Source organism: Polaribacter butkevichii (assembly GCF_038024105.1).
In the GTDB taxonomy this organism is placed as follows: Bacteria; Bacteroidota; Bacteroidia; order Flavobacteriales; family Flavobacteriaceae; genus Polaribacter; species Polaribacter butkevichii.
Genome location: NZ_CP150661.1, coordinates 708,177 through 731,056 on the forward strand (window position 1 = coordinate 708,177; position 22,880 = coordinate 731,056).

General features: G+C 29.9%; 23 protein-coding genes. 14 read left to right on the forward strand and 9 right to left on the reverse strand.

The annotated features are described in order from the left end of the window. Positions 1 to 12: 12 nt before the first annotated feature. The 7 genes from WG951_RS02635 to WG951_RS02665 all read right to left on the reverse strand — a co-directional run bounded on the left by WG951_RS02635 (position 13) and on the right by WG951_RS02665 (position 7,149). Positions 13 to 1,290: a porin gene (locus WG951_RS02635; RefSeq protein ID WP_105048659.1), complete on the reverse strand. Its 1,278-nt coding sequence runs from the start codon at positions 1,288 to 1,290 to the stop codon at positions 13 to 15. Positions 1,291 to 1,522: 232 nt separating this feature from the next. Continuing rightward, the gene (locus WG951_RS02640) at positions 1,523 to 1,912 is read right to left on the reverse strand and encodes a group III truncated hemoglobin (protein WP_105048660.1); all 390 of its coding nucleotides are present in this window, start codon (positions 1,910 to 1,912) and stop codon (positions 1,523 to 1,525) included. 65 nt (positions 1,913 to 1,977) lie between these two features. After that, the gene (locus tag WG951_RS02645; RefSeq protein ID WP_105048661.1) at positions 1,978 to 4,197 is read right to left on the reverse strand and encodes a nitric-oxide reductase large subunit; all 2,220 of its coding nucleotides are present in this window, start codon (positions 4,195 to 4,197) and stop codon (positions 1,978 to 1,980) included. Positions 4,198 to 4,217: 20 nt separating this feature from the next. Further along, entirely contained in the window at positions 4,218 to 4,553 is a 336-nt protein-coding gene (locus tag WG951_RS02650) for a cupin domain-containing protein (protein WP_105048662.1), read from the reverse strand. 64 nt (positions 4,554 to 4,617) lie between these two features. Continuing rightward, a complete protein-coding gene (locus WG951_RS02655; RefSeq protein ID WP_105048663.1) occupies positions 4,618 to 5,049 on the reverse strand; it encodes an RrF2 family transcriptional regulator in 432 nt (143 codons plus the stop codon). Positions 5,050 to 5,277: 228 nt separating this feature from the next. Continuing rightward, positions 5,278 to 6,087 (reverse strand): universal stress protein, encoded by an 810-nt coding sequence (locus tag WG951_RS02660; protein WP_105048664.1) that lies wholly within the window; start codon positions 6,085 to 6,087, stop codon positions 5,278 to 5,280. Between the two features lie 159 nt (positions 6,088 to 6,246). Then, positions 6,247 to 7,149 carry a helix-turn-helix domain-containing protein gene (locus WG951_RS02665; RefSeq protein ID WP_105048665.1) on the reverse strand — a complete coding sequence of 301 codons (903 nt, stop codon included), beginning with the start codon at positions 7,147 to 7,149 and terminating at the stop codon, positions 6,247 to 6,249. A gap of 193 nt (positions 7,150 to 7,342) precedes the next feature. Between WG951_RS02665 and WG951_RS02670 the strand changes: the two genes are divergently transcribed. The 11 genes from WG951_RS02670 to WG951_RS02720 all read left to right on the forward strand — a co-directional run bounded on the left by WG951_RS02670 (position 7,343) and on the right by WG951_RS02720 (position 16,239). After that, on the forward strand, positions 7,343 to 7,705 hold the full coding sequence (locus WG951_RS02670) for a DoxX family protein (RefSeq protein WP_105048666.1): 363 nt from the start codon (positions 7,343 to 7,345) through the stop codon (positions 7,703 to 7,705). 3 nt (positions 7,706 to 7,708) lie between these two features. Next, the gene (locus WG951_RS02675; RefSeq protein ID WP_105048667.1) at positions 7,709 to 8,293 is read left to right on the forward strand and encodes a TetR/AcrR family transcriptional regulator; all 585 of its coding nucleotides are present in this window, start codon (positions 7,709 to 7,711) and stop codon (positions 8,291 to 8,293) included. A 1-nt stretch (position 8,294) separates the two neighbouring features. Next, positions 8,295 to 8,960 (forward strand): NAD(P)H-binding protein, encoded by a 666-nt coding sequence (locus tag WG951_RS02680; protein WP_105048668.1) that lies wholly within the window; start codon positions 8,295 to 8,297, stop codon positions 8,958 to 8,960. Between the two features lie 10 nt (positions 8,961 to 8,970). After that, positions 8,971 to 9,603, forward strand: coding sequence for a nitroreductase family protein (locus tag WG951_RS02685; protein ID WP_105048669.1), 633 nt, complete (start codon positions 8,971 to 8,973; stop codon positions 9,601 to 9,603). A 7-nt stretch (positions 9,604 to 9,610) separates the two neighbouring features. Continuing rightward, a complete protein-coding gene (locus WG951_RS02690; RefSeq protein WP_105048670.1) occupies positions 9,611 to 10,609 on the forward strand; it encodes an NADP-dependent oxidoreductase in 999 nt (332 codons plus the stop codon). A 13-nt stretch (positions 10,610 to 10,622) separates the two neighbouring features. After that, the gene (locus WG951_RS02695) at positions 10,623 to 11,783 is read left to right on the forward strand and encodes an iron-containing alcohol dehydrogenase (protein ID WP_105048671.1); all 1,161 of its coding nucleotides are present in this window, start codon (positions 10,623 to 10,625) and stop codon (positions 11,781 to 11,783) included. An 8-nt stretch (positions 11,784 to 11,791) separates the two neighbouring features. Continuing rightward, positions 11,792 to 12,598: a type 1 glutamine amidotransferase domain-containing protein gene (locus tag WG951_RS02700; RefSeq protein WP_211296706.1), complete on the forward strand. Its 807-nt coding sequence runs from the start codon at positions 11,792 to 11,794 to the stop codon at positions 12,596 to 12,598. Between the two features lie 310 nt (positions 12,599 to 12,908). Continuing rightward, on the forward strand, positions 12,909 to 13,706 hold the full coding sequence (locus WG951_RS02705) for a TrmH family RNA methyltransferase (RefSeq protein WP_105048672.1): 798 nt from the start codon (positions 12,909 to 12,911) through the stop codon (positions 13,704 to 13,706). A gap of 3 nt (positions 13,707 to 13,709) precedes the next feature. Further along, positions 13,710 to 14,456, forward strand: a complete 747-nt coding sequence (gene ppgK, locus WG951_RS02710; RefSeq protein WP_105048673.1) for a polyphosphate--glucose phosphotransferase — start codon at positions 13,710 to 13,712, stop codon at positions 14,454 to 14,456. 31 nt (positions 14,457 to 14,487) lie between these two features. Further along, entirely contained in the window at positions 14,488 to 14,940 is a 453-nt protein-coding gene (locus tag WG951_RS02715) for a GNAT family N-acetyltransferase (RefSeq protein WP_105048674.1), read from the forward strand. A 66-nt stretch (positions 14,941 to 15,006) separates the two neighbouring features. Next, positions 15,007 to 16,239 (forward strand): M48 family metallopeptidase, encoded by a 1,233-nt coding sequence (locus tag WG951_RS02720; RefSeq protein ID WP_105048675.1) that lies wholly within the window; start codon positions 15,007 to 15,009, stop codon positions 16,237 to 16,239. Here the strand turns inward: WG951_RS02720 and WG951_RS02725 are convergent. Continuing rightward, positions 16,236 to 16,712 carry a hypothetical protein gene (locus tag WG951_RS02725; RefSeq protein WP_105048676.1) on the reverse strand — a complete coding sequence of 159 codons (477 nt, stop codon included), beginning with the start codon at positions 16,710 to 16,712 and terminating at the stop codon, positions 16,236 to 16,238. The genes WG951_RS02720 and WG951_RS02725 overlap by 4 nt on opposite strands. Positions 16,713 to 16,818: 106 nt before the next feature. Here WG951_RS02725 and WG951_RS02730 point away from each other — a divergent pair, with 106 nt between their 5' ends. The 3 genes from WG951_RS02730 to WG951_RS02740 all read left to right on the forward strand — a co-directional run bounded on the left by WG951_RS02730 (position 16,819) and on the right by WG951_RS02740 (position 20,873). Then, a complete protein-coding gene (locus tag WG951_RS02730) occupies positions 16,819 to 19,038 on the forward strand; it encodes a RelA/SpoT family protein (RefSeq protein ID WP_105048677.1) in 2,220 nt (739 codons plus the stop codon). Positions 19,039 to 19,112: 74 nt separating this feature from the next. After that, positions 19,113 to 19,562: a Fur family transcriptional regulator gene (locus tag WG951_RS02735; RefSeq protein WP_105048678.1), complete on the forward strand. Its 450-nt coding sequence runs from the start codon at positions 19,113 to 19,115 to the stop codon at positions 19,560 to 19,562. Between the two features lie 39 nt (positions 19,563 to 19,601). Then, positions 19,602 to 20,873 (forward strand): adenylosuccinate synthase, encoded by a 1,272-nt coding sequence (locus WG951_RS02740; RefSeq protein WP_105048679.1) that lies wholly within the window; start codon positions 19,602 to 19,604, stop codon positions 20,871 to 20,873. 79 nt (positions 20,874 to 20,952) lie between these two features. Here the strand turns inward: WG951_RS02740 and WG951_RS02745 are convergent, their stop codons facing one another. Then, entirely contained in the window at positions 20,953 to 22,752 is a 1,800-nt protein-coding gene (locus tag WG951_RS02745; RefSeq protein ID WP_105048680.1) for a hypothetical protein, read from the reverse strand. Positions 22,753 to 22,880 lie beyond the last annotated feature (128 nt).

Genomic DNA, 22,880 nt, shown 5'->3' on the forward strand with positions numbered 1-22,880 from the left:
CTGTTACTGTATTTAGTTTACTATTATTTGATATTGCAACACAAACATTCCTTTACGTTCATCTACTTTTACTTGATTATTTATATTTTGATAAACAGGTCTGTTTTGATAACCTAAACTTAATTTATTACCGTGTCCTTTAAAGAAACAATTTATCCCTAAATCATACACCACCATGGCATCATCTAACCCTTCAAAATCTGAATATTGTATAGCAATATTAGGTTGTAATTGATAGCTTTTTTTACCCTTTGCTAGTAAATATCCTAATTGAAAAAAGGTAGTGTTTCCGGTACCCATCATCGGAAAATCATTACCACTACCATTAAAAGAAGTCCCACCAGAAGTAATATCATTAGCACCCACGTTTCTAATATAATTAGGACCAAAATCATTATGATTATAGCCCAAATACGTGGTAATTGCCGTACCTTTTTCTTTATTTAAAGGAGCATCATAAAATATATCTACTGCCCAATTTTTAAAATCGTAATATTTTTCGATACCATTTACAAGCTGAGAAGTCATTTTAGGTTGATTCATAAAACCAGCTCCTAAGTTTAAAATATTCTTTGTACCTAAATAAGTTCCTGCGCCTCCGCTATAAGCAGATTTGTTACTTTCATTATCTAAAAACTCATATTTTACATAACCAGAAATTCTTTTTCTAGGTTTATTTTTAGCATAATCTACTTTGCCTTCCGTTGCAGCTACACCATATTGAATAGGATCTTTTAAAGCTATAACATAATCGAATTTATGTATTTGCCCTTTGGCCCAAATACCTAAAGTACGAGCAATATCATCATTTTTGTTTACCGTTAATAATGAAAAAAGAGGCGCATCAACAGACATTAAAGTAACACTACTTCTTACATTCCATCTATTTAAACCTTCCCAACCCGACTCTCCAACACCTAAAGCAAATACCTTTGCAAACTCGTATTCTGCATATAGATCTAAAACACCAAACTTAAAATCTTTTTCAGATTTACTATTCATATTATTTCCGCCAAACAAAGAATATACATATAATTTAGGCGTTAATTGTGCCGAAAGGCCCATTCTAACTCTTCTTAGAGAAACATCAAAAACATTATTAGCTGCTTCATTATTTATGGTTGTACCAGGATTGGTATCCATATATCTAGCCCATAATTGCATTCTAAGAGAAGCTTTTATATAGGTTTTACCTGTTTCATCTAAGTTTAGTTTTAGCTTATTACTTTGCGCATGACTAAAACTTGATATAAAAATTAAAATAACAAGAAGATGTTTTGTATTTATCATTGGGTTTTGTTTAACTGACGATCATTTATATGAAATCAACAAATATATTTCTAAACGCGAAACTAAAGCAACTCTAAAAAATACTTACTGACATTTATCACGTTACGCTTTTTTGTAGAATTATTAATTCGACTTTTTAAATATATACAATTGCTTAAAAAAGTGAAGACAATCATTTTATGGATACAATTCTTATTTAGAATAAAAAATAATTTTACAATAAGAAACTATTTTAAGACTCTCTATTTTTAAAAACATATAAATATTGCCCTGTAGCCATTCTTCTAGAAGCATCTTTGGCTCTTTGAGCAACCTCTCCTTCGTATAAAGAATCTATGGTTGTAAACCAAATTTCTAACCATTTGCCAAAGTGAACTTGACTCATAGTATGATTTAGAAACTTATCTACTTTTAAATGCGCTTTGCTAGGGCTTCCTTTAAAACAAACATCACCTAATAAGGCTGTTACCCAAAAATCAGTTAATTTTTCTAAGTGAGGTGGCCATTGCTCTTTACTTAAATGATGATTAAAAATAGGGCCTAAAAGGTCGTTTTTTCTAATAGCATCATAAAAAGTAGTAACCAATACGTAAATATCTTCTCTATTTTCTATTTCTTTCATTTTATAAAATATTAAATCCGCACAAACCGAAATTCAGCTTGTGCGGATTATTTATACATTTAAACTTAATTTTTCTTTTTGATGCAATAAATAGTTTCTTGTATGGTAAACCAACAGAAATAAAAGATACCTCCAGAGAATATAACATCACCAATCATACGCATCCATTTAAACGTTTGTACTGTTGGAGAATACAATAATTCGGCATCTCTAGCAAAAGAATATCCTTTTGTAATTGATGTATACGCTTGTATTAAACCTACGGGTAACATACTTAAAAACACCATGGCAACTAAACCAATATTTAACAACCAAAAAGCTCTTTTTAGTTTTACAGAACTCCAAACTCTGTCTGAATAAAAACGTAAACAGATAATAATAAAGCCCATTCCTAATAAACCGTACACACCAAATAAAGCGGTATGCGCATGCACTGCTGTGGTATTTAACCCTTGAATATAATACAATGCAATTGGTGGGTTAATTAAGAAACCAAATACACCTGCACCTACCATGTTCCAAAATGCAACAGCAATAAAGAAAAATATTGGCCATTTGTATTTCTGCATCCATTCATTAGATTTTAAAAGGTTCCAATTTTCACGAATCTCAAATCCCATTAAAGTTAACGGTACAACCTCTAAAGCACTAAATGTAGCCCCTAAAGCAATTGCTTGCACAGGTGTACCAGAATAATATAAGTGGTGTAAAGTTCCTATAATTCCACCTGCTAAAAAGATCGTTGCAGAAGCTATCGATGCTTTTCCTGCTGTTTTTGCTGATAAAATTTTCATTCTTAAGAAAATAAATGCAATAATAACGGTTGCAAAAACTTCGAAGAAACCTTCTACCCAAAGGTGTACCAACCACCATCTCCAATAATTAATTACAGGTAAGCTACTGTTTTCTCCGTACATTAATCCTGAGAAGAAAAACATACCAATGGCAATTACAGAAATCAATAATATGATTAATAAGTGTTTAGAATCATCATTTTTCTTAATTGCATACACCACGTGTCTACCCACCATAAGAACCCATAAAACCAAGCCAATACCTAAAAATATTTGCCAGAATCTACCTAAATCCATGTATTCATATCCTTGATGACCAAAGAAGAAATTGGTAGTTAAATCTAAAAATTGATGTACACCTAACCACTCGCCCATCATAGAACCTAATACAATAATTAATAAGGCGATAAAAAGAAAATTGATTCCGAAAATTTGAAACTTCATTTCTTTACCACTAATCATTGGTGCTAAAAATAATCCTGTTGCTAACCATGTTGCTGCAATCCAAAATACAGCCAATTGTGTATGCCAAGTTCTTGTAATTGAATATGGAAGAAAACTAGATAAATCAAAACCAAAAAATGCTTGTCCTTCTACCGTATAATGTACTGTTAAAGCTCCTAAAACTACTTGTAAAGCTATTAATAATGAGATTACAATAAAATATTTTAAAACGGCTCTTTGAGATCTCGTTAAGATTAAAGTATCTAAAGGATCTTTATCTGGGTGCTTTACTGCTTCACCTTTTTCGTGATTACGAATGTAGTAATAAGTTAATCCTCCAATAAACAATAATAAAAGTATTATAGAAAATCCTGACCATATTTGAGAATCTGGCGTAATTGTATTGTCAATTAATGGTTCAAACGGCCAATTAGAAGTATAAGTATACTCTTTTTCTGGTCTGTTAGTACTTGCTGCCCAAGAAGTCCAGAATAAAAAAGCATTTAATTGTGCTAATTTAGTGGTGTCTTCTAAAGCTCCTTTAGGAATTGCATACTTTTCATGTCCGTTAGAAAAAATATCTGTATAATGCTTATAATTCTCTAAAATAGCAGCATAACGATCTTTAGAAATAGTGATGCTTCCTGTTTTAGCATTGTAAGTATTTGTTTTAATATTTTTAATTAAACGTGCTTTTAAAGCTGCTTTATTTTCTACACCTAAATCTTCATAGGTTGAATTAAAATCTTTTTTTGCCCAAGCATTCAACATAAATACAGCTTCTTTATGTATCCAATCTGCAGACCAATCTGGTGCAACATAACTACCATGTCCCCAAATAGAACCTACTTCCATTCCTCCAATAGATTCCCAAACATTCTGACCAATTTGTATGTCTGCTTTGGTTAAAAATATTTCTCCGGTTTCTTGTATGATAACGGTTTCTGGTATAGGTGGTTGTGTTTGATATACCTCTGTACCTACCCATATAAGTACTATAAAGGAAAGGGTTACTACACTAGCAAATGCGATCCAAACTTTTTTCATCTCTCTGTTATTATTATAAATTATACTACGTCTTTTACTCTTTGTACACTGTCTGCAACTGAAACTGTAAGTCTAATAATACAATCTTCTTTACAGTATAAATCATGCGGAACATTTGCGTCTAACGCAATTAGATCTCCTCTTTTTAATACTTGTTTTTCTCCTGCTACTCCAAAATCTATACTTCCTTCAAATAATTCTATAACGATAGGAAACGGAGCTTTGTGTTCTTTCATTTGTTGTCCTTTTTTCATAAGGATTCTTATTTCTTTTGTGGTTGCTGTTTTTAGTAATACGGTTACTGTTGGTTTATCTTCTCCGTAGATAAGATTTTCTGTTAAAGATGCTGGTTTCATAATTTTTGTTTTAATTAAGGTATAAAGAACTAAAAGACCTTTATATCTTTTATTGTGATAAATTTTAGCGTTTTAAAATAAATCCTTCTAAAGTCATATCATTAAGAATAGATTTTATAGAAGTGTTTTCTAACATGTTTTTTAAATTATTTCTAATATCAACAAACTTAAAATGTAGCGGACAAGGTGAATTTGCGTCACATTGTTTAAGTCCTAAACCACAGCCCACATAAATAGCATCTCCATCTAAAATACTAACAATTTCACTTAATTTAGTATCCATTTTTTCTGCTTCAATGGTAAAGCCTCCATAAGGACCTTTAACAGATTTTACAACCTTGTTTCTTGTAAGTTGTTGTAAAATTTTAGCTGTAAAAGCTTGTGGCGAATTAATTTCTTGTGATATGGTACTCATACTCACCTTCTTATTATCAGAACTCTGTTCTGCAATAAAAAGCACTGCTCTAAGACCGTATTCACAAGTTTTTGAAAACATATTAATATTTTATTTAATACCGCAAATATATTACATTTTTTATAACGGACAAATTTATCTTTTATTATTATTTAGAATATCATTCCATTATAAAAAGGATACATTTACCTATTTCTGATACACACAAAAAAAGCTATCAAGAAGATAGCTTTTAAACAAAAAAAATAGTAAAATTAATATATAGACACTTATTAATATTGGTCTAAATAACGGATTAATTTTAAAAACTTATTTTTTAATAGGTATTGAAAGTAAAGGAATATTTAAGCCAGAAGCCATCATTCTTGTTTTACTTTTATGAAGGATAGATTCCCAAAAACCATACCTTTTGGGCATCATTACTAAAAGATCTGAATTCGATTTTTTTACTTCTGCTTCTATGGCATCTATAACCGAATTCGATTTTACATTTTTATACAAAAGGGTAACGTCTTCTAATTCTTTATCTAAATTAGTATTAATTTCTGTTTGCAACTCTTCTACTTTTTTATCAACATAAAAAACAGTAACAATTGCTTTTAAACTAAGAGAAACCTGACGTAATTTTGCCAACGTTTTTAACGGAACACCTTCTAGTAAATCACAGGCAAAAAGGATGTTTTTAATCCCCTTAAACTTAGCACAAAGAGGAATTGCCAATACCGGAAATTCTTTCATACTAATTAAGGTAGTTGTAGGATTGCCAAGTAAATTTTGTTCTAAAGATTTAGGAGACATACCAATAACAATAAAACGCGCCTTATACAGTTTCATTAAAGAATCTACTTCTTCCTCTAAATTGGTATAACTGCTTTTATAGGATACTTCTATATTAAATTCTTTGCTTATTTTTAAAGCGTTTTCTTTTAATTTGTTTTTATTTATTTGAAAAAAATGATCTACAGAAGATGCAGGCAATCTACTGTTTGCAACATGCACAGGTAATCTAAAGGTGTTAAATAACACTAATTTAGTATTAAATTCTTGGGCTAATGCCGCTGCATATAAAACTGCATTTTCAGATAACTTAGAAAAATTAGTGGCTACGATAATACTCATAATTTAGTATCTTTAGTTTGTATCAAAGGTAAAAAATATACCCCACTAAACAGTAGTCTAAAAAAAGGATATATTGGTCTAAATCGATGATAATAAAAAACAGTGCTATCTTATTGATATTGGTATTCTCTGAATAAAAAATTCTAAATTCTTAAAAAGTTAAGAAGTAATTTTTCTAAATTTAGAGGGTGATAATCCTGTATTTTTCTTAAAATATTTACCAAAAAAAGATTGATCGCTAAACTTTAATTCATTTGCAATTTGAGAAATACTTAATAAAGGGTTACTTAAAAGCAATTTAGCTTCCATAATAACGGCATCATCTATTAATTGACCAGCAGTTTTACCCGAAACATCTTTTAATACTTTAGATAAATGCCCTGGTGTTAAAAACATACTTTCTGCATAAAATTTTACAGAACGCTCATTTTTAAAATGATCATTTAATTTTTTTAAAAAACGAAGTGTTATTTCTTGTTGTCTAGATAAATGTGCATCTAAATTAGGGTGTTCCCTTTTAAAAATAGCTCCGTAATGATATAACAACAAACCAAAAGAATGCATAATAATTTCATTTCTATAAGGCATATCAGTAGTACCTGCATCGTTGTTTTTTGCTAATAATTTAGAGAGCAGTACAGAAGTAGCTTCTTCTTCTTTTGTTAATTTTAACTTAGGATAACTATTAGCTGTTAAAAAATCGACACCTTTAAATTCGTTTTTATTTAAAAGTATTTTAAAAATAAAATCTATGGTAAAACTAACGCCTATAATTTCTAAATTATGACTCGTTTCAACAATCTGTAAAACCGTTTGAGGTTTTATAGTAATCATCTCACCAGCTTGCAGTATATGTGTAATTAAATTTAATTGTACTTTAAAAGTACCTTTAAGTATCAATAAAAAAGTATAATTACCAGCTCTAAAGGGTTCTATAAAAGGGGTTTCATCAAAATTATTTTTAGACAAATGAATGTGCAAATCACTATCTTTTTGTGGTTTGTCTCCAAGTAGATCAACAATATCGTTAATGGTATAATTTTTAATAGAAGGTGTTTGCACTTAAGGAAATCTATAAATTAGATATCAAAGATACCTATTTATCATTTTATGATCTTATTTATTGCCTCTCCCCTTTTTAATTAGTTAATAACGTGTGGTATCATTTAATCTTATAATAGTATAAATATAAAGATTTGTTAAAAAAGAATGAACATTCATTTTTATTCATATCTTTGAAGTCTAAAACAAAGTAATGAAACATTTTTGGAATCTTTTACGCATCGTGTTCGCTTTATTTATGATATATGCAGGGAGTCAACATTTTATAAAACCTGATTTTTTTTCAGTGTTTGTTCCTGATTTTTTACCATTTAAAAGCTTTATAATTTATGCATCCGGAATTGTAGAAATACTTTTAGGGGTATTTTTAATAATACCAAAATACTCAAAGTTAGCTGCAATCGGAATTTTAATTTTGATGCTACTGTTTTTACCGATTCATATTTGGGATGTATTTACGGATACACCAGCTATTGGTAGCCATAAAGCAGCTGTTATAAGATTACCAATACAGTTTATATTAATTGCTTTGGCCTATAAATTTCAAAAAAAATAAGTAATGGCAAAACTTCAAAAAAGTATCGATAAAAGAAACGCTTTAATAAAAGCAACTATAGAGTTGGTAAACAATAACGGTTTTCATGCAACACCTATGAGTAAAATTGCTAAAATGGCTAACGTTTCTCCTGCAACCATTTACTTGTATTTTGAAAACAAACAAGATTTGGTAAACAAAACATATATAGAAGTAAAAGCAAGATATACAGATTATGCTTTTGAAACTTATGATGCTAATATGCCTATAGAAGAAGGCTTTAAATTAATTTGGAATCGCATTGCAAACTTTAAATTAAAGGAGTGTGAAAACGCTATGTTTTTAGCTCAATGTGACAATACACCAATGATTGATGAACCAAGTAGACAAGAGGGAATTAAACATTTACAACCCCTACTCGACCTTTGGATTAAAGGTAAAAAAGAGGGCATTATAAAACCTATGTCAGAATATTTATTGTATGCTTATGCAATCAATCCTTTATCTTTTTTAATGATGGCAGAAAAAAGAGGTTCTTTTAAGTTAGATGAAACGCATTTAGAAGAAGCATATCAATCTGCTTGGAACAGTATAAAAGTCAGTAAATAGAATGAAAAAAACGGCTATTATACTAGGTGCAACCGGCTTAACAGGTAACAATATTCTTCAAAAATTAATAGAAGATGAACAATACAAAAGCATAAAACTGTTTTCTCGTTCTAAAATAGAAGGACTACCTAAAAAAGTGATTCAATTTACAGGTGATCTTTTAAATTTAGAACAATTTAAAGACGATTTTAAAGCAGACGAAGTATACTGTTGTATTGGCACTACTGCTAAAAAAACACCAGATAGAACGCTTTATAAAAAGATAGATTATGGAATTCCTGTAGCTGCAGCAAAATTAGCTAAAGAGAACAACATCCCCACTTTTTTAGTAATTTCTGCCATGGGAGCCAATAAAAATAGTACTGTTTTTTATAACAAAACAAAAGGAGAAATGGAACAAAGTGTTTTACAGCAAAACATTAAAAACACCTTTATTTTAAGACCTTCTTTAATTGATGGAGAACGAAAAGAGCAACGGTTCTTAGAAAAAATTGGTTTAGTGGTTTTTAAAATCATTCAACCATTATTTATAGGAAAACTAAAAAAGTATCAGATAATAAATGCTGAAAGTATTGCAAAGGCAATGATCCTTTTAGCAAACAATAAAAGTAATACCGAGGTAATTATACCCTCAAACGATATAAAACAAATTTCAATAAACAATTAAAATTAAATAGATGGAATTATTAGATAAATTAAACTGGAGATATGCTGCTAAAGCAATGAATGGAGAGAAAGTTTCTGAAGATAAAATAGAACGTATCTTAGAAGCTGCACGTTTATCGCCAACATCAAGTGGTTTACAACCGTTTGAAATTTTTGTCATTAAAAATCAAGATATTAAAGAAAAAATTAAACCAGTAGCTTGGAATCAATCTGTAATAACAGACTGTTCTCACCTACTTGTTTTTGCTGCTTGGGATACTTATACGGAAGATCGTATTAATTATATGTTCGATTTAACAAATGAAATTCGTGGTTTTAAAAACGAAGGTTGGGAAGTTTACCGCCAAATGTTATTAGGCATGTATCCTCAAAAAGATGCAGAAGAAAACTTTAATCATGCTGCAAAACAAGCCTATATTGCTTTTGCAAATGCTATTACAGCTGCTGCTTATGAAGGTGTAGATGCAACTCCATTAGAAGGTTTTGATGCAAACGCTGTAGATGAAATTTTAGGCCTGCGTGAAAAAGGTTTACGTAGTGCAGTTTTATTACCAATTGGTTATAGAGCAGAAGATAAAGATTGGTTGGTAAACTTAGTAAAAGTTAGAAAACCAATGACAGATTTAGTAACCGTTATAGAATAAAAATAATATGAATAAAACAATATTATTAAACAATAGACCCGAAGGGAAACCTACTGTTTCTAATTTTGAATTCTTAACAGACAATACAGAAATTGAAATTAAGAAAGGAGAAATTCTTTTAGAAACAGCTTACGTTTCTGTTGATCCTTATTTAAGAGGAAGAATGAGTGCTGCAAAATCGTATGTTCCTTCTTTTGAATTGAATAAACCAGTACAATCTGGTGTTATTGCTAAAGTTATTGCTTCTAAAAACGAGAATTTTAAAGAAGGTGATTTTGTTTCTGGAATGTTAAATTGGCAAACACAACAAGTTTCTAATGGCGAAGGTCTTTTAAAAGTTGATGGTTCTAAAGCTCCTTTAAGTACTTATTTAGGTGTGTTAGGTATGACCGGTTTAACAGCCTATTTAGGTTTAAATCAAATAGGGAAACCTGTTGCGGGAGAAACCATTGTAGTTTCTGGTGCTGCTGGTGCTGTTGGTTCTATTGTTGGGCAAATAGCTAAAATAATGGGACTTAATGTAATTGGGATTGCAGGTACTGATGAAAAAATTGCAATGCTTAAAACTAAATTTGGTTTTGATGCTGGTATCAATTACAACACAAGTAAAGACATTAATGCTGATATTAAAAAACTAGCGCCAAACGGGGTAGATATTTATTTTGATAATGTTGGCGGACCAATATCTGATGCCGTATTTTTCAATATCAACCGTTTTGCTAGAATTATTATCTGTGGTGCAATTTCTGTTTATAACGAAACAGAATTACCTACAAGTTTAAGCGTACAACCCTTTTTAGTTAAAAACAGTGCTTTAATGCAAGGGTTTATTGTTTCTAATTATGCGGATAAATTTCCTGAAGCAATGAAACAATTATCTACCTGGTTATTAGAAGGAAAATTAACATATACAGAAACCATTATAGATGGTTTTGATAATATACCCAATGCTTTTATCGATTTATTTGAAGGTAAAAACAAAGGAAAAATGATCGTTAAAATTTAAAAAAGAAAAGAAGATGAACAATTTTGAATTTAAAAACCCAACCAAAATTATTTTTGGAAAGGACACAATTAAACAATTAGAAACAGAAATACCTAAAAATGCCAAAGTATTATTATTATATGGTGGCGGAAGTATCAAGAAAAACGGAATTTACGATCAGGTAAAAAAAGCCTTAGCAAATATTGAACTTGTAGAGTTTGGAGGAATCCCTGCAAACCCAGAATACGCAACTTTAATGGAAGCTTTAAAAGTGGTTAAAGAAGAAAATATCACCTATTTATTAGCCGTAGGTGGAGGTTCTGTAATAGACGGAACCAAATTTTTATCTGCAGCAGCTGTGTTTGATGGAGAAACTCCTTGGGATATTTTAACCAAAAATATTAGAACAGAAAAAGGAATGCCATTTGGTACGGTGTTAACATTACCAGCTACAGGATCTGAAATGAATTCTGGTGCAGTAATTACAAGAAGAGAAACTAAAGAAAAATTAGCAATGGGGGGGCCAGGTCTATTTCCTCAGTTTTCTATTCTAGACCCACAAGTTATTGCTTCTATTCCAAAACGTCAATTGGCAAACGGAATTGCAGATGCTTTTACGCACGTTTTAGAACAATACATGACTTACCCAGTAGGTGCTATGTTACAAGATCGTTTTGCAGAAAGTATTTTACAAACGTTAATTAAAGTTGCTCCTAAGGTTTTAAAAGACCCTACAAATTATAAAGCTGCTGCTAATTTTATGTGGAGTTGTACAATGGCTTTAAATGGTTTAATACAAAAAGGGGTACCAACAGATTGGGCTGTTCACGCAATGGGACATGAACTTACCGCTTTATTTGGTATAGACCACGCGCGTACTTTAGCAATTATTGCTCCTAGTCATTACAAGTATAATTTTGATACTAAAAAAGCAAAATTAGCTCGATATGCAGATCGTGTTTGGAAAATTAAAAAAGGAAGTAAAGACGATAAAGCTTACGATGCTATAGAAAAAACAGTAGACTTTTTTCATAAATTAGGTATAGACACCAAATTATCTAATTACACAGATGATTATGAAGGAACTGCAGAAGAAATAGCAAAACGTTTTACAGATCGTGGTTGGTTAGGTTTAGGTGAACACCAAAACTTGTCTCCAGATAAAGTAAAAGAAATTGTAAAAATGTCTTACTAATTTTAAGTATGAAAATTACAAAAATAATAGCTTTAACACTTACTATTATTACAGCCTCGGGTTGTAAGGATGTAAAAAAAGAAACAACTTCTAAAAAAGTTTTAGAAGTAAAATCAACAATTAAAAAAGATAAAAAAATGAATATATTATTTGTATTAACATCTCACGATAAGTTAGGTGATACCGGAAAAAAAACAGGATTTTGGGTAGAAGAATTTGCTACTCCATATTACACTTTATTAGATAAAGGAGCCAACATTACTATTGCAACACCAAAAGGTGGCGCTGCACCAATAGACCCAAGTAGTGATGCACCAGATGCAGCTACAGCAGCTACAGATCGTTATAATAATGATGCTGATGCTAAATCTAAAATTGCCAACACAAAAGTATTAGCAGATATGAATCCAGATGATTTTGACGCTGTTTTTTATCCTGGTGGTCATGGGCCTTTATGGGATTTAACCAATGATAAAGTGTCTGTTGCATTAATCGAAAAATTTAATACTCAAGCAAAACCTATTGCATTTGTATGTCATGCTCCTGCAGTATTAAGAGATGTAAAAAATGCAGAAGGAAAAGCATTGGTAAAAGGTAAAAAAATAACTGGTTTTTCTAATAAAGAAGAAGCTGCCGTTGGTTTAACAGAAGTTGTACCGTTATTATTAGAAGACATGTTAATAGAAAGTGGTGCTTTTTATTCTAATGGAGAAAACTGGGCTCCGTATGCTGTACAAGATGGTAATTTAATTACAGGTCAAAATCCTGCTTCATCAGAATTAGTTGCAGAAAAACTATTAGAAAGTTTAAAATAATTAGTTAGTTTTAGTTTGGTTTTATGTAAAAGGTTGTCTGTAAAAAGACAACCTTTTTTTAATTATAAAACGTTGTATATTTTGTAATAGTTAGCAAATTCCCCATATCAGTAAACAAAAAAGACTCACTATTAGCGAGCCTTTTTATCAAAAATAATTTATAATAAACCTGTTTTTATCTTTCCTTTTCATAGAAAATTTAATTAAAATACATTTAATACTCTAAAATTAATAATTTGGTTTATTAAGCTACAAATATTGTTATAATTTACTACTTAGTCAATACCTATAATTAGGTATATTTGTACTAATGAAAGAAATAACTAGTATCCAAAATCCGTACGTAAAAAACTTGCTAAAACTGCAAGATAAAGCTCGTGAACGAAAAAAACAGGAACTCTTTATTATTGAAGGAAAACGAGAAATTACATTAGCAATTTCTGCTAATTATGAGTTTGATACCATTCTTTTTAATCCTGATCTAATTTCAGAGAATGAAATTTTACACCTTTTTAACGCCAATGTAAATAGAATTTTAATTTCTAAAGAGGTCTATCAAAAATTGGCTTATAGAGATTCTACAGAAGGTATTATAGCGGTAACAAAAGCGAAAGACTTCTCCTTAAAAAACATTCAATTTAAAACCAAAAATCCACTAATTTTAGTTGCAGAAGGTGTTGAAAAACCTGGAAATATTGGTGCTTTACTAAGAACTGCCGATGCTGCAAATATTGATGCTGTTTTTATAGCAAATCCTAAAAGCGATTTGTACAATGCCAATATTATAAGATCTAGTGTTGGTTGTGTTTTTACCAATCAAATTGCGGTAGGCACATCCGAAGAAATAATTGCGTTTCTTCAAGAAAAAAATATTGATATTTATGCTGCTACTTTGCAAAATTCTAATGAATATCATCAAGAAAATTACACAAAAAGTACTGCAATAGTTGTGGGTACAGAAGCTACTGGTTTAACAGAAATTTGGAGAGAAGCTGCTTCTCAAAATATAAATATTCCCATGCAAGGACAAATAGATTCTATGAATGTTTCTGTTTCTGCTGCAATTATTCTGTTTGAAGCAAAAAGACAAAGAAATTTTAAGTTATAAAGAATGAAAGTATTAGGAATTGATATAGGTGGATCTGGAATTAAAGCCGCAATTGTAAACACCAAAACAGGAGAATTACTTTCTGAAAGACATAGAATAGACACTCCAAAACCTGCAACTCCAGAAGCTGTTGCAAAGGTTATAAACCAAATGATCGTTTTTTTTAACTGGAAAAAGGCTGTAGGTTGTAGTTTTCCTACCACAATTGTAAACGGTAAATGCATTCATCCAGGAAATTTAAGTGAAAAATGGTTAGACATAAAAGTAGATAAATTATTTAGAAAAGAATGTAAATTACCTTTTTATGTTAGTAACGATGCAGATTTGGCAGGTTTAGCTGAGGTAAGTTTAGGAGCTGCTAAAAAAGAAAAAGGTGTTGTTATTATGATTACCATTGGTACCGGAATAGGTTCTGGTTTATTTTTTAACGGTAACTTAATTCCTAATTTAGAAATAGGTAAAATGTTGCATACAAATGGTGAAATAATTGAATTTCATACAGCAGATTCCGTAAGAAAAAAAGAGAACTTAAAATTAAAAGATTGGGCAATAAGATTCGATTCTTTATTAGAATATATTAGAATTGTTTACACACCTAGTTTAATTGTTTTAGGTGGAGGTATTAGCAAAAGATATGACGGTTTTAAAGAACATTTACAAACCGAAGTAAAGGTTAAAGTAGCGGAATATAAAAACAATGCGGGTATTATTGGAGCTGCAATTTACGCGAGTAAAGAACATAAAAAATAAAATAGGTATTTCTATTAAAGTGTAAAAAGTAATGATTTTTAGAAAAGCAACTCAAAAAGATATTTCTATAATCGTAGAAATGATGGCAGATGATGAACTTGGTAAAAAAAGAGAAAACTTTCAAACCCCTCTACCAGATTCTTATCTAAAAGCATTTCAAATAATTGATGCCGATAAAAATCAAGAATTGATTGTAGTAGAAAATGAAAATTTAGAGGTTATTGGAACTTTACAAATTACCTATATTCAATATTTAAGTTATTGTGGCGGAACAAGAGCACAAATAGAAAATGTATTTATAAGAAATGATCAAAGAGGACTCGGAATCGGAAAAAAAGTATTTGAATGGGCAATACAAAAAGCCAAAGAAAAAGGAGTACATGTAGTGCAATTAACTTCAGATAAACAAAGACCTAGAGCCATTCAATTTTACGAAAACTTAGGTTTTAAAGGAACGCACGAAGGCATGAAATTACATTTTTAATAAAAGTATTCTTTCCTATTACCAAAAATAACACACAAATTATAAGTCAAAGTTTTCAAAATATTTATGCAACCAACTACTTTATTTTACATTATTATTTCCATTATAATTATCAGTTTTATTGTTGATAAAATCTTAGATGTTTTAAATGAAAAACATTTTGATGATAAAATTCCTGAAAAACTAAAAGATGTTTATGATGAAGAAGAATATAAAAAATCACAGGCTTATAAAAAAACAAGTGCAAAATTCTCTAACATAACCACATTATTTTCTACACTATTAACCTTAATTTTCTTTTTTATAGACGGTTTTAAATATGTAGATTCTTTTGCAAGGACATATACAGAGAACCCTATTTTGGTGGCTTTAATTTTCTTTGGAATCATTATGTTAGGTTCAGAAATTATGACCACGCCGCTCTCCTATTACAGCACATTTGTTATTGAAGAAAAGTTTGGTTTTAACAAATCTACTATAAAAACTTTCTGGTTAGATAAAGTAAAGGGTTTGTTAATGGGTGCTTTATTAGGTGGCGGAATTTTAGCTTTAATTATATGGTTTTATCAACTAACAGGTAAAAATTTCTGGATTTACGCTTGGATTCTAGTAGCAGTATTCTCTTTGTTTATGAACATGTTTTATGCAAAACTGATTGTTCCTTTATTCAATAAGCAAAGTCCGTTAGAGGATGGCGAATTAAAAGCTGCCATAGAAAAATATGCTAAAAAAGTAGGTTTTACCATCAATAATATATTTGTAATTGATGGCTCTAAACGTTCTACAAAAGCAAATGCATATTTCTCTGGTTTTGGTTCTCAAAAAAGAATTACTTTGTATGACACCTTAATTAACGATTTAAATACAGATGAAATTGTAGCTGTTTTAGCACACGAAGTTGGTCATTATAAAAGAAAACACATCATTTTTAATCTAATCTCATCAATTCTTTTAACAGGGTTTACTCTTTTTATTCTTTCACTATTTATTAATACACCTATTTTATCAGAAGCATTAGGGGTTGCTAAACCAAGTTTTCATATTGGTTTAATTGCTTTCGGAATTTTATATTCGCCAATTTCAGAAATAACAGGATTATTTATGAATTATATGTCGCGGAAATTTGAATATCAAGCAGATAATTTTGCTAAAGAAACATTTGAAGGAAGAGCACTTATAACATCACTTAAAAAATTATCTAAAAATAGTTTAAGTAATTTAACTCCGCATCCTGCATACGTTTTTGCGCATTACTCACATCCAACTTTGTTGGAAAGAATAGAAAATTTAGAAAGTTAATTTTTTTCGATTACAGAGTTAACAATAGCCTTTATCATATTTTTATCTTTAGTAGGTGCATTAACAGCTAACATTGTAGTTAATTCTATACAAGTATTTTGTTGCTGTTTAATGTAATATATGTGTTTTGCAAATTCAATACCTTTTTTAATTATAGTACCAGAAAAGACCAAAACATTTTCTTTATTTAACTTTTTTTCTCCTTTAAAAGGAATCTCTTTTTTTATTGCTTTGTTGTTTACCTTTTCTTTTTGAGCATCATAGGAAATAGGAATAATTACCGCCAAAACTAAAGCTTCTGGTTTTTTTGATACGTACATGTTTTGGTAAACATTTGTAAAAATATCCTTATCAATATTTATAGAAACTTTCTTTTTTTGAAGTTCAAAAAGAGCATTTTTTGTTTTTTTATCTTGAGAATAGATGTTAAAACTAAAAAATAAGAGTAATAAAGCGAGACCAATGTTTTTCATAGGACAAAAATAGCAAATAATTGCATTTAGAAAACGAAATACTTGTATGTTAAAATACTTATTGCTAATTTCACTTTAAGTTAACCCCAATTTTAAAATTCAGTTTTTGGAATACACAGTAACCATAGAAGAAGAAAATAAAGAGATAGCAAAACGATACAAAGATTTGCTAAAAGGAACTTATGAGATTTTATCTAAAGAAGATAAAGAACTTATTAGAAAAGCCTTTGATATTGCTGTAGATGCACATTCTCAGCAACGTAGAAAAACCGGCGAACCTTATATTTACCATCCAATTGCTGTAGCCAAAATTGTTGCCTATGAAATTGGTTTAGATGCCGTTTCTATTGCTTCTGCCCTTTTACACGATGTGGTAGAAGATACAGAGTATACCATAGAAGATATGGAACATCTTTTTGGTGAAACTATTGCCAAAATTGTAAACGGATTAACCAAAATTTCTCGCTTAAACAAAGAGCAAGACGCCTCTATACAAGCAGAGAATTTTAGAAAAATGCTCTTAACATTAAATGATGATGTAAGGGTTATTTTGATAAAAATTGCAGACAGACTGCACAATATGCAAACTATGGATGCAATGCCTGCACACAAACAGGTGAAAATTGCATCTGAGACATTATACATTTATGCTCCTTTAGCACATCGATTAGGGTTGTATAATATAAAAACAGAACTAGAAGACTTAGGTTTAAAGTATACAGAGCCAGAGGCTTATTATGGTATTTTAGGCAAAATAAAAGAAAGTAAAGAAGATCAGAAAAATTATTTACAACGCTTTGAGGATACCTTAAAATCTGGTTTAGATAAAGAAAATTTTGAATACGAAATAAAAGGTAGGTTTAAATCTATTTATTCTATTCGTAGAAAAATGATCAATCAAAATGTAACTTTTGATGAGGTTTATGATAAATATGCAATTAGAATTATATATGAACCCAACTCTAATGATGATAAATTTGATGCTTGGAAAATTTATACCATTGTAACCGATTATTTTAAGCCAAACCCTACTCGATTAAGAGATTGGATTTCGCAACCTAAATCTACCGGTTATGAAGCCTTGCACATTACTGTAGTTGGGCCAGATTCTCAATGGGTAGAAGTGCAAATTCGCTCTAGCAGAATGAATGAAATTGCAGAAAAAGGGTATGCAGCACACTTTAAATACAAGCAAGGAGAAACAAAAGATAACGGATTAGAAGATTGGTTAAATAAATTAAAAGAAACTTTAGAAACGCAGTCTTTAAATGCCGTTGATTTTGTAGAAAATTTTAAACTGAATTTATATTCTAAAGAAATTTACGTTTTTACACCTAAAGGTGATTTAAAATCGCTTCCAAAAAATGCTACTGCTTTAGATTTTGCATTTTCTATACATACAGATGTTGGTTTAAAATGTAGAGGCGCAAAAGTTAACGGAAAATTAATGCCTTTAAGTCATCAACTAAAAAGTGGTGACCAAATAGAAGTAATAACTACAGCCTCTAACAAACCCAATTCTAGATGGTTAGATTTTGTAATTACCGCAAGAGCAAAAGCAAAAATTAGAGCTGCTTTAAATGAAGAAGAAAAGTTAATTGCAGAAGAAGGAAAAGCCATCTTAATGCGTAAACTACGTCATTTAAAAATTACTTTTAATGATAAAACGGTTAATGAGCTTGTAAACTATTTTAAATTAAGAACCAGTTTCGATTTATTTTATAGAATAGGAAATGGTGCTATTGACAATACACTTTTAAAAGCGTTTGTATCGCAACGAAATAGTAAAATTTTAAATTTCTTTAAAACCAAATTAACTAGAAACACTGCCGAAAAAGAACATCCGGATACCGATGCGGTAACTCAAAAATTTGATGCCTTAGTTTTTGGAAAAGATGAACAAAAACTAGATTATAAACTCTCTAAATGTTGTAACCCAATACCTGGAGATAAAGTTTTTGGCTTTTTAACAATAAATGAGGGGATAAAAGTTCATAAAATGAACTGTCCGAATGCTATTTCATTACAATCGAACTACGCATATAGAATTATGCCTGCAAAATGGATTGATTCTACCAAACAAGATTTTAAAGTAATTTTAGAAATATCAGGAGTTGACAATCAAGGAATGGCAAACGATGTAACTCGTACCATTTCTAACAATATGGGTGTTTTTATTAACAGTATAAACATTAAAGGAGATGAGGGCGTTTTTGAAGGAAAAATTTCTATTAGTGTTAAAAATAGCTCACAATTAGATAAACTAATAAAAAACCTTCTTAAAATAGAAGGCGTAAAAAAAGTAGAACGTGTTAATACTTTGTAAATATCATTTGATTAAAAGTCTTATTTTATTAAGAAATAACTGTAAATTTGCTTTTTGTAAAAAATCATTCATAAATGAGTAATCCTCTTGAAAATCAAGAAATAGTAAAAAAAGTTTTCACTACCTATTTAGGAGAAAATAAGCATAGAAAAACTCCAGAACGCTATGCTATACTTCAAGAAATATATGTAGCCGACGAGCATTTTGATATAGAATCTCTCTATATTAAAATGAAAAACAAAAATTATAGGGTTAGTAGAGCTACACTTTATAATACCATAGACCTACTTTTAGATTGCGGTTTGGTTAGAAAACATCAATTTGATGGACAATCGATGGCGCGTTATGAAAAAAGTTATTTCGATAAAAATCACGATCACGTTATTTTTACCGATTCTGGAGAAGTTAAAGAATTTTGTGATCCAAGAATACAAATTATAAAGAAAACAATAGAAGACGTTTTTGATATTGATATTCATAATCATTCACTTTATTTTTACGGAACAAAAAAGAACAAATCTTAATTAACAACACAACAATAAACAACAATTAACACAACTATAATGGCTGTAGATTTATTACTAGGATTACAATGGGGAGATGAAGGAAAAGGTAAAATTGTAGACGTACTTACAAGAAACTATGATATCATTGCACGTTTTCAAGGTGGTCCAAATGCGGGACATACTTTAATTTTTGACGGACATAAACATGTCTTACACACAATACCTTCTGGAATATTCCATAAAACAGCTTTAAATGTAGTTGGTAATGGAGTTGTAATTGACCCAGTAATCTTTAAAAAAGAATTAGAAAATCTAGACAAACACAACATAGATTATACGTCTAAATTGTTAATTTCTAGAAAAGCACACTTAATCTTACCAACACACAGATTATTAGATGCAGCTTCAGAAACATCTAAAGGAAAAGCTAAAATTGGTTCTACATTAAAAGGAATTGGCCCAACTTATATGGACAAAACCGGTAGAAACGGAATGAGAGTTGGAGATTTAGAATTAGAAGATTGGAAAGAAAAATATGATGCTTTAACAGCTAAACATATTAAAATGTTAGAATTCTTTGATGTTCAAGTAGAATATGATTTAAAAGAATTAGAAGCAGAATTTTGTAGAGGAATTGATAAATTAAGAACTTTAGCTTTTATTGATAGTGAAGAGTTTTTAAACCAAGCTATAAAAGATAAAAAAACAATATTAGCTGAAGGAGCACAAGGATCTTTATTAGATATTGACTTTGGTACTTATCCTTTTGTAACTTCTTCTAACACTACTGCAGCAGGTGCTTGTACTGGTTTGGGTGTTGCTCCAAATAGAATTGGTGAAGTTTTTGGTATCTTTAAAGCATACACTACTCGTGTTGGTTCTGGACCTTTTCCTACTGAATTATTTGATAAAGATGGTGAAGATATGGCTAGAATTGGTCATGAATTTGGTGCAACAACAGGTAGACCAAGACGTTGTGGTTGGTTAGATTTAGTAGCATTAAAATATGCTGTAGATGTAAACGGTGTAACACAATTAATGATGATGAAAGGTGATGTTTTATCTGGATTTGATACCTTAAAAGTTTGTACTTCTTACAATTATAAAGGTGAAGAGATTTCTCACTTACCATACAATATAGAGCCAGAAAATGTTTCTGTTAACTATACCGAATTTAAAGGTTGGGAAGATGATTTAACAAAAATGACTTCTGCAGATCAATTGCCACAAAATTTACTAGACTATGTTGCTTTTATTGAAAAAGAAACAGGTGTACCAGTATCTATTGTTTCTGTTGGTCCAGATAGAAAACAAACAATTACTAGATAATTAGTAATTTACTATAAAATTAAAAAGCATCTTTCAAAATATTGAAAGATGCTTTTTTTATGTTCAATTCTAAAAAAAATTACTTTAACTTTTCAATTTCTTCACTAATTAATATTAATTTATGTTGCTGAAACTGAAGTGCATTTAAAAGCGCTTCTTTTTGATCTACAAAGGCATCTTTTTTCTCTAAAAACAATTCTGTATAATACTCAATTCCGGCTTCTAAATTCTTTTTAAACTTTAATAAATAACGCAATTGTTTTTTATCTATTGTAGCTTTAACATCCGCCACTTTTTCTTGTAAATGCGTAACGTAAAGCGATAACTCTTTTACAAAAACATTAGGTCTGTCTATTCTAGATATCATGTTTTTTCTACCATAAATATGATCTGTAATTCCACGTAAGCTCATTACTTTATCATAATATGCCATATTAGGTCCAGGACAAACAGAAACACCATCGCCCGTTTTTTTGGTACTTACATTATTTAAAATTAATGTAGAAGTACTTAAACCAACACAAATGCAAGATTTCTCAATAATTGCATTGTACTTGCGTGCTTTATCTTCTGCGGATAACTCTAAAGCATCTAATTCTTTTAATTTTAAATGCTGATATTCTCTTGATGCAGTACACAAACCTGTTTCTTTAAATTCGTAATTTAAAGCGATAAATTTATTAGGACAAGCACTACCTGGTCTATTTTTATCGATATGTTGTTGTTTTTGAATATCTTTTGTATTGCCTTTAAGCGTATTAAAAGGAACGCCTAATGGAGATGTATTACTTAAATACAAGTCTTCTTCTTTAGCGCTTGCCAATTTTTCCATCGTTTTGGCATCTACACTTGTAGCTTCTGGAACCAATAAAAACGGACTTCCCCACCCTACTGAATCTAATTGATATTCTTCCATTAAAAAAGCATGTTCTTCATCGGTACCAACACCACCTTGAGTGGTAATCTTTAATTCTAAATTCTTAGCAGGTAAAATTTTATCGGCATCTTTTAAAGCTTCCATTAATAATGATAATGTTGTACTTTTTAGAGTTTCTTTATTTTCTTTAAACTCCTTTAAAACAGGTCCCATTAAAAAACCATCTGTTGCAAAGGCGTGTCCACCACAATTTAATCCAGATTCTATTCTATATTCTGAAACCCATAAGCCTTTTTTAGCTAAAAATTTTCCTTGAATAAGAGCAGATCTATAATCGCTTACCTTTAAAATAATTTTCTTTTTAATGTAACCGCTTTCATCAGGAAAAAAATCTTTAAAATTACTCATATAAGCATATAATCTAGGATTCATACCTGCAGAAAGTACTAATGATGAAGCTAATTTACTTTCAGAAAAACCTCTTAAAGCTGCATGCGCATCATTATACTCTATAGGTAACATTTCTTTATCTAAATAATTTGCTTTATCAATTTTGGTCATAATATTGACATCGATACTCCCCATAGACAAATTTTTATTTGCCCAATCTTTTATCTTAGAAAAATCTACACCTTCTTCTGTAAGTTTATGAAACTCTTTTTTTAAAGAAGAATATTCTGGTAACATATGAATGTAATCTTTTAAAGCCTTACTTTTTTCTGAAGTAATATTTTTTAATTGATTAAATTTTTCTTCTGTTTGATCGTGTAATAGATTTAAATAAGAGGTAATTCTCTTTGCTCTAAAATCATCAACTTTATCTGAAATTTCTTTATAAGGTATTTCAAATTTTTCGCTGTAAATTTTACGCATTTTTTCTACTAAAATATCATCTACCAAAGAAATAACAGAATCAATACCAAATTGTGCTACTTTTAAAGGAGAGTCTATTGTAAAGCCAATTCCCATTACAGGAATGTGAAATGAATGTGCCTTTTTCATTGTTTATTTTAAATGTTAAATTAAATTTACTAAGCTTGCAATGTATGTTTAATTGTTTCAAAAAAACATGACCGTTGTCATTAAAAAATTAAGAAATAAAATAAAAAAACTGAGCATTAAGAAGTTAA

Excerpts from the sequence above, each read along its gene's own strand:
- WG951_RS02635 (WP_105048659.1), bottom strand. The coding sequence starts at position 1,290 with ATGATAAATACAAAACATCTTCTTGTTATTTTAATTTTTATATCAAGT.
- WG951_RS02640 (WP_105048660.1), bottom strand. The coding sequence starts at position 1,912 with ATGAAAGAAATAGAAAATAGAGAAGATATTTACGTATTGGTTACTACT.
- WG951_RS02645 (WP_105048661.1), bottom strand. The coding sequence starts at position 4,197 with ATGAAAAAAGTTTGGATCGCATTTGCTAGTGTAGTAACCCTTTCCTTT.
- WG951_RS02650 (WP_105048662.1), bottom strand. The coding sequence starts at position 4,553 with ATGAAACCAGCATCTTTAACAGAAAATCTTATCTACGGAGAAGATAAA.
- WG951_RS02655 (WP_105048663.1), bottom strand. The coding sequence starts at position 5,049 with ATGTTTTCAAAAACTTGTGAATACGGTCTTAGAGCAGTGCTTTTTATT.
- WG951_RS02660 (WP_105048664.1), bottom strand. The coding sequence starts at position 6,087 with ATGAGTATTATCGTAGCCACTAATTTTTCTAAGTTATCTGAAAATGCA.
- WG951_RS02670 (WP_105048666.1), top strand. The coding sequence starts at position 7,343 with ATGAAACATTTTTGGAATCTTTTACGCATCGTGTTCGCTTTATTTATG.
- WG951_RS02675 (WP_105048667.1), top strand. The coding sequence starts at position 7,709 with ATGGCAAAACTTCAAAAAAGTATCGATAAAAGAAACGCTTTAATAAAA.
- WG951_RS02680 (WP_105048668.1), top strand. The coding sequence starts at position 8,295 with ATGAAAAAAACGGCTATTATACTAGGTGCAACCGGCTTAACAGGTAAC.
- WG951_RS02685 (WP_105048669.1), top strand. The coding sequence starts at position 8,971 with ATGGAATTATTAGATAAATTAAACTGGAGATATGCTGCTAAAGCAATG.
- WG951_RS02690 (WP_105048670.1), top strand. The coding sequence starts at position 9,611 with ATGAATAAAACAATATTATTAAACAATAGACCCGAAGGGAAACCTACT.
- WG951_RS02695 (WP_105048671.1), top strand. The coding sequence starts at position 10,623 with ATGAACAATTTTGAATTTAAAAACCCAACCAAAATTATTTTTGGAAAG.
- WG951_RS02700 (WP_211296706.1), top strand. The coding sequence starts at position 11,792 with ATGAAAATTACAAAAATAATAGCTTTAACACTTACTATTATTACAGCC.
- WG951_RS02705 (WP_105048672.1), top strand. The coding sequence starts at position 12,909 with ATGAAAGAAATAACTAGTATCCAAAATCCGTACGTAAAAAACTTGCTA.
- ppgK (WP_105048673.1), top strand. The coding sequence starts at position 13,710 with ATGAAAGTATTAGGAATTGATATAGGTGGATCTGGAATTAAAGCCGCA.
- WG951_RS02715 (WP_105048674.1), top strand. The coding sequence starts at position 14,488 with ATGATTTTTAGAAAAGCAACTCAAAAAGATATTTCTATAATCGTAGAA.
- WG951_RS02720 (WP_105048675.1), top strand. The coding sequence starts at position 15,007 with ATGCAACCAACTACTTTATTTTACATTATTATTTCCATTATAATTATC.
- WG951_RS02725 (WP_105048676.1), bottom strand. The coding sequence starts at position 16,712 with ATGAAAAACATTGGTCTCGCTTTATTACTCTTATTTTTTAGTTTTAAC.
- WG951_RS02735 (WP_105048678.1), top strand. The coding sequence starts at position 19,113 with ATGAGTAATCCTCTTGAAAATCAAGAAATAGTAAAAAAAGTTTTCACT.
- WG951_RS02740 (WP_105048679.1), top strand. The coding sequence starts at position 19,602 with ATGGCTGTAGATTTATTACTAGGATTACAATGGGGAGATGAAGGAAAA.
- WG951_RS02745 (WP_105048680.1), bottom strand. The coding sequence starts at position 22,752 with ATGAAAAAGGCACATTCATTTCACATTCCTGTAATGGGAATTGGCTTT.